The sequence below is a fragment of the Massilia sp. CT11-108 genome (assembly GCF_047302915.1).
GTDB classification, from domain to species: Bacteria; Pseudomonadota; Gammaproteobacteria; order Burkholderiales; family Burkholderiaceae_D; genus Telluria; species Telluria orientalis.
Window position 1 is genome coordinate 1 of the sequence record NZ_JBKYMO010000383.1, and the last position, 5,380, is coordinate 5,380.

The 5,380-nt window shown below is 65.2% G+C and carries 6 protein-coding genes; 3 read left to right on the top strand and 3 right to left on the bottom strand.

Annotated elements, in window-relative coordinates; genetic code table 11:
* The 3 genes from ACEN88_RS23435 to uraH all read right to left on the bottom strand — a co-directional run.
* Positions 1–575 (bottom strand): solute carrier family 23 protein (locus tag ACEN88_RS23435; protein WP_413343513.1); only part of this gene is annotated, 575 nt, incomplete at its 3' end.
* A gap of 129 nt (positions 576–704) precedes the next feature.
* Positions 705–1,949 (bottom strand): urate hydroxylase PuuD, encoded by a 1,245-nt coding sequence (locus ACEN88_RS23440; RefSeq protein WP_413343515.1) that lies wholly within the window; start codon positions 1,947–1,949, stop codon positions 705–707.
* Positions 1,950–2,152: 203 nt separating this feature from the next.
* On the bottom strand, positions 2,153–2,512 hold the full coding sequence (gene uraH, locus ACEN88_RS23445; RefSeq protein ID WP_413343517.1) for a hydroxyisourate hydrolase: 360 nt from the start codon (positions 2,510–2,512) through the stop codon (positions 2,153–2,155).
* A 116-nt stretch (positions 2,513–2,628) separates the two neighbouring features.
* On the opposite strand from uraH, the gene ACEN88_RS23450 reads away from it, so the two are divergent.
* The 3 genes from ACEN88_RS23450 to uraD all read left to right on the top strand — a co-directional run.
* Positions 2,629–3,363, top strand: a complete 735-nt coding sequence (locus tag ACEN88_RS23450) for a GntR family transcriptional regulator (protein WP_413343519.1) — start codon at positions 2,629–2,631, stop codon at positions 3,361–3,363.
* Between the two features lie 15 nt (positions 3,364–3,378).
* The gene (gene puuE, locus ACEN88_RS23455) at positions 3,379–4,323 is read left to right on the top strand and encodes an allantoinase PuuE (protein WP_413343521.1); all 945 of its coding nucleotides are present in this window, start codon (positions 3,379–3,381) and stop codon (positions 4,321–4,323) included.
* Between the two features lie 5 nt (positions 4,324–4,328).
* Positions 4,329–5,380, top strand: a 1,052-nt coding sequence (gene uraD / locus ACEN88_RS23460; RefSeq protein ID WP_413343523.1) for a 2-oxo-4-hydroxy-4-carboxy-5-ureidoimidazoline decarboxylase, incomplete at its 3' end; no start/stop codon positions are given.

Sequence of the window (5,380 nt, forward strand, 5' to 3'; positions counted from 1 at the left end):
GCCGCGGCCTGCGCGGCACCGGCGCGCGCCGCATCGACCATCGCCGCCAGTTTCACGGTATCGACGCTTTGCGCCGTGCTTTCCGGACCGCCCATCGCCCAGCCCACGCCGACGCGCATCAGGGTCACGCCGATGATCAGGATGATGGTGCCCGTGACGACGGGCGGGAAGAACCGTAGCAACCGGCTCATCAGGGGCGCGAGCAGCAGCGCCACGGCACCGGCGCCGATGCCGGCACCGAAGATCGCGCGCGCCCCGTCGACGCCGGGTACCGCGTTCGCGATGGCGACCATCGGACCAACGGCCGCGAAGGTCACGCCCATCATCACGGGCAGGCGAATGCCGAACCACGATGTCAGGCCAAGGGATTGGATGAGTGTCACGATTCCGCAGCAGAACAGGTCGGCCGAGATCAGCATGCTGACCTGTTCGGGCGGAAGTTTGAGTGCACGTCCCACGATGAGGGGGACGGCAATGGCACCGGCGTACATGACGAGGACGTGCTGCAACCCGAGCGCACCGAGGCGCGCGAGCGGCAGCCGTTCGTCCACCGGATGGCGGGACGGCTGGGTCATGCTTGTCTCCTAAATGTTTTTATGAACAACAAACAGCATGCCGCCCGCCACGCGCCGGCCATCTGGGCCGGGCGCGCGAGCGTGTCCGCCGGCCCGCTGTGGAGGGCCGCCGGACAGGGTACAACGGGGTTAGTTGGTCGGGGCGCCCTCTTCGTACCAGCGCTTGATGAGATTGCGCTCATCCGGCGTGATCTGGGTGGCGTTATTCAGCGGCATCTGCTTCGTCACGACGGCCTGCTGGTACATCTGCTGGGCGTGACGCTTGATCGAGTCGGGCGAATCGAACGAGATGCCCTTGCTCGGCATGGCGGCCGAGTGGCACATCGCGCAGCGCTGGGCGACGACGCCTTTCACCTGGTCGAAACTCACGTTCTGCGCGGTGGCGCCGGCAGCGGCGGCACTGTTTACGGGTGCGGCGGACGCGATGGCCGGCACGTCGGCCTCGGGTTTCGGGGTCAGGTAGACGACGAGACCCAGCATGGCGGCCACGCCGAAGCCCGCGAATTCCCAGGGCACGCGCTTGCCGTGTACGAGCGCCTTGTGGCGGGCGACGAAGCTCTGGCGGATCAGGGCGCCGGTCAGCATCATGAGGACCAGCACGACCCAGTTGTGTTCACCCGAGTACAGCCAGCCATAGTGGTTGGACAGCATCGCGAACAGCACCGGCAGCGTGAAATACGTGTTGTGGACGCTGCGCTGCTTCGCGCGCCAGCCGTAGATCGGGTCGACCGGCTGGCCGGCCTTCAGCTGCGCGACCACCTTGCGCTGGCCCGGAATGATCCAGAAGAACACGTTGGCGCTCATCGACGTGGCCAGCATGGCGCCGACCAGCAGGAAGGCGGCACGGCCGGCGTACAGCTGGCACGCGAGCCAGGCGGCGAACACGACGAACGCGAAGATGATCGCGCCGACGATCGCGTCGCCGTTCTTCTTGCGGCCGAACGTGCGGCAGATGGTGTCGTACACGAGCCAGAACGCGACGAGGAAGCCCAGCGCGGTACCAACGGCGGCGCCGGCCGTCCAGTCGTGCACCTGCTTGTCGACCATGAAGGTCCCGGCATTGAACAGGTACAGGACGGTGAACAGGCCGAAACCGGACAGCCACGTGGCGTAGCTCTCCCAATAGAACCAGTGCAGGCCTTCGGGCATGGATTTCGGGGCCACGAGGTATTTCTGCGGATGGTAGAAGCCACCGCCGTGCACGGCCCACAGTTCGCCGTCGACGCCTTTTTCGACGAGGTCGGGCGACGTCGGCCTGGTGAGCGAGTTATCGAGGAAGACGAAGTAGAACGATGCGCCGATCCAGGCGATCGCGGTAATGACGTGGGTCCAGCGCAATAGCAGATTCACCCAGTCGAGCAAATAGGATTCCATGAGAGCCTCAAAAACAAAGGAAGCATGGCGCAACCAACACACCAGGCTGTCCCATCACCACAGCGGGCTCTGTGAGGGGCAAATCATCGCAACCACCGGCGAGGGCTGGGCCCTGCTGCCGATGCGCTCCGCGGCGACACAACAACTGTATACGATCTTTTTGAAAAAGGGTACGACTTTATGAGAAAAACAACGCTCCGTGCTTACGAGCCACGGTAAGTGGAATACGACCACGGACTGACGAGCAGCGGCACGTGGTAGTGGCCGGCCGCGTCGGCGATGCCGAATTCGAGCGGCACCACGTCGAGGAAGGCCGGCTCGGGCAGGTTCACGCCCTTCTCGCGGAAATACGCCGCCACACCGAACGTGAGGCGGTAGCGGCCGACCGCCATCGTCTCCGCATTCAGCAGCGGACCGCCGTCGTTGCGGCCGTCGCTATTGAGGGTGAGCGTCTTGATCGTGCGCGCGCCGCCGTCATGGTCGAGCGCTTCGAGGGTGACGCGCATGCCGGCGGCCGGGCAACCGTTCATCGTATCGAGCACGTGGGTGCTGAGGTGTCCCATCTGATTTCCTTTCTTGTTGATTGACGTAAAAAATTGCATACACTTTGTGTTTTCTTTTTTTCGAAAAGTGTATACACTTCAGACACGATGTCAATCACTTATTGTCCCGAGCGACCATGAACCGAGCCCGCCAACCCCTGAAGATAGTCCCGCTGACCAGCGATATCCATGATACGCCCGCGAACGCGCCGTCCGGCGGCGCCACGCAGCGCATCGTGGACTCCATCACCACGGCGATCGCCGAGCGCCGGCTGATGCCGGGCACGAAGCTGTCCGAACAGAAGATCGGCGACATCTTCAAGGTGTCGCGCACCGTCGTGCGCCAGGCGTTCAACCAGTTGTCGCGCGACCGCCTCGTCGTGCTGGAGCCGGCCCGCGGCGCGTTCGTCGCCACCCCGACGGCCGAGGAAGCGAACGACGTGTTCGAAGTGCGCGCGATCCTCGAGACGGCGGTCACGAAGCAGCTGTGCGCGACGATCACCGACGCCCAGGTCAAACAGCTGCGCGAACACCTGGAGCTGGAACGCGCGGCCGTCAACAATGCGGAAGTCCCGGGCCGCACGCGCCTGCTGGGCGATTTCCACCTCGTGCTGGCGCAAATGCTCGGCAACCAGGTGCTCGTGCAGATGCTCTCCGAACTCCTGACGCGTTCCTCGCTGATCGCGCTGATGCGCCAGTCGTCGCAATCGGCGGAAGAATCCCTCGATGAGCACGTGGCCATCGTCGACGCGTTCGAAAAGCGCGACGTCAAGGCGGCGGTGCGCCTCGTCTCCAAGCACCTGGCCAACGTCCAGCACAACCTGCACCTCGATCCGCAGCGCGTGGACCTGGCCGACATCCTCCACCATTGAATCAAAGACACCATCATGACCCAGCACTATCCACGTGACCTCGCCGGCTACGGCCGCGAGCAACCGTACGCCGACTGGCCGGGCCGCGCCCGCGTCGCCGTGCAGTTCGTCCTGAACTATGAGGAAGGCGGCGAGAACAGCGTGCTGCACGGCGACGCCGGCAGCGAGCAATTCCTGTCCGAGATGTTCAACCCGGCGTCGTTCCCGGCCCGTCACCTGTCGATGGAAAGCATCTACGAATACGGCTCGCGCGTGGGCGTCTGGCGCATCCTGCGCGAATTCGAGAAGCGCGGCCTCCCCCTGACGATCTTCGGCGTCGGCATGGCGCTGGAACGCTCGCCCGACGTGACGGCCGCGTTCAAGGAACTGGGCCACGAGATCGCGTGCCACGGCCACCGCTGGATCAGCTACCAGAACGTCGACGAAGCGACCGAACGCGCGGACATGGCGCGCGGCATGGAAGCCATCGAACGCCTGACGGGCGAACGCGCGCTCGGCTGGTACACGGGCCGCGACAGCCCGAATACGCGCCGCCTCGTCGCCGACTACGGCGGCTTCGAATACGACAGCGACTATTACGGCGACGACCTGCCGTTCTGGCTGAAGGTCCGCAAGACCGACGGCACGCAGGCGCCGCAACTGGTCGTGCCGTACACGCTGGACACGAACGACATGCGCTTCGCCCTGCCGCAAGGTTTTTCGCACGGCGACCCGTTCCTCTCGTACCTGCGCGACGCGTTCGACGTGCACTACCAGGAAGGCGGCGAGCGCCCCTCAATTCTCAACATCGGCATGCACTGCCGCCTGCTGGGCCGCCCGGGACGCTTCCGCGCGCTGCAACGCTTCCTGGACTACATCGAACAGCACGACCGCGTGTGGGTCACGCGCCGCATCGACATCGCGCGCCACTGGAAGAGCGTGCATCCCTACAACCCCGACACCGCATTCGCGTGGGAGTAATCACAATGTTAACGCTGGAGACACTCAACGCCGCCGATGAAGCGGGCTTCACTGCCCTGCTGGACGGCGTCTACGAACACTCGCCCTGGATCGCCGCCCGCGCCTGGGCCAAGCGCCCGTTCGCCACGCTGGCGCAGCTGAAGCGCGGCCTCGTCGAAGCCGTGCGCGACGCGTCGCGTGAAGAACAACTGGGCCTGATCCGCGCCCACCCGGAGCTCGCCGGCAAGGCGATGGTCAGCAAGACGCTGACGGCCGAATCGACGAATGAACAGAACAAGGCCGGCCTGACGAATTGCACGCCGGAGGAATTCGCGACGATCCAGAAGCTCAACGCCGACTACAACGCCAAATTCGGCTTCCCATTCATCCTGGCCGTGCGCGGCCCGCGCGGCCTGGGCCTGCCAAAGGCGGAGATCATCGCCACGTTCGCGCGCCGCCTGGCCAATGGCCCGGACTTCGAATTCGCCGAAGCGCTGCGCAACATCCACCGCATCGCCGAGATCCGCCTGGACGACAAGTTCGACCAGCACCCGACCCTCGGCAACCTCGTGTGGGACTGGCATGAACAGCTGGCCGCCCACAGCGAACCCGGTTACGCCGAGCGCGGAGAGTTGTGCGTGACGTACCTGACGGACGCGCACCGCGCGGCCGCCGCCCAGCTGGCGGCATGGATGCGCGAGGATTGCGGCTTCGACGACGTCACGATCGACGCCGTCGGCAATGTGGTCGGCATCTATCATGGCGCCGATCCTTCCGCGCAGCGCCTGCTGACCGGTTCGCACTACGACACCGTGCGCAACGGCGGCAAGTACGACGGCCGCCTGGGCATCCTCGTGCCGATGGCGTGCGTGCGCGAACTGCACCGCCAGGGCAAGCGCCTGTCGTACGGCATCGAAGTCGTCGGCTTCGCGGAAGAGGAAGGCCAGCGCTACAAAGCCGTGTTCCTCGGGTCGGGCGCGCTGTGCGGCGGTTTCGACACGAACTGGCTCGATCAGAAGGATGCGGACGGCGTCACGATGCGCGACGCCATCGCACATGCAGGCCTGAACGCCGACGA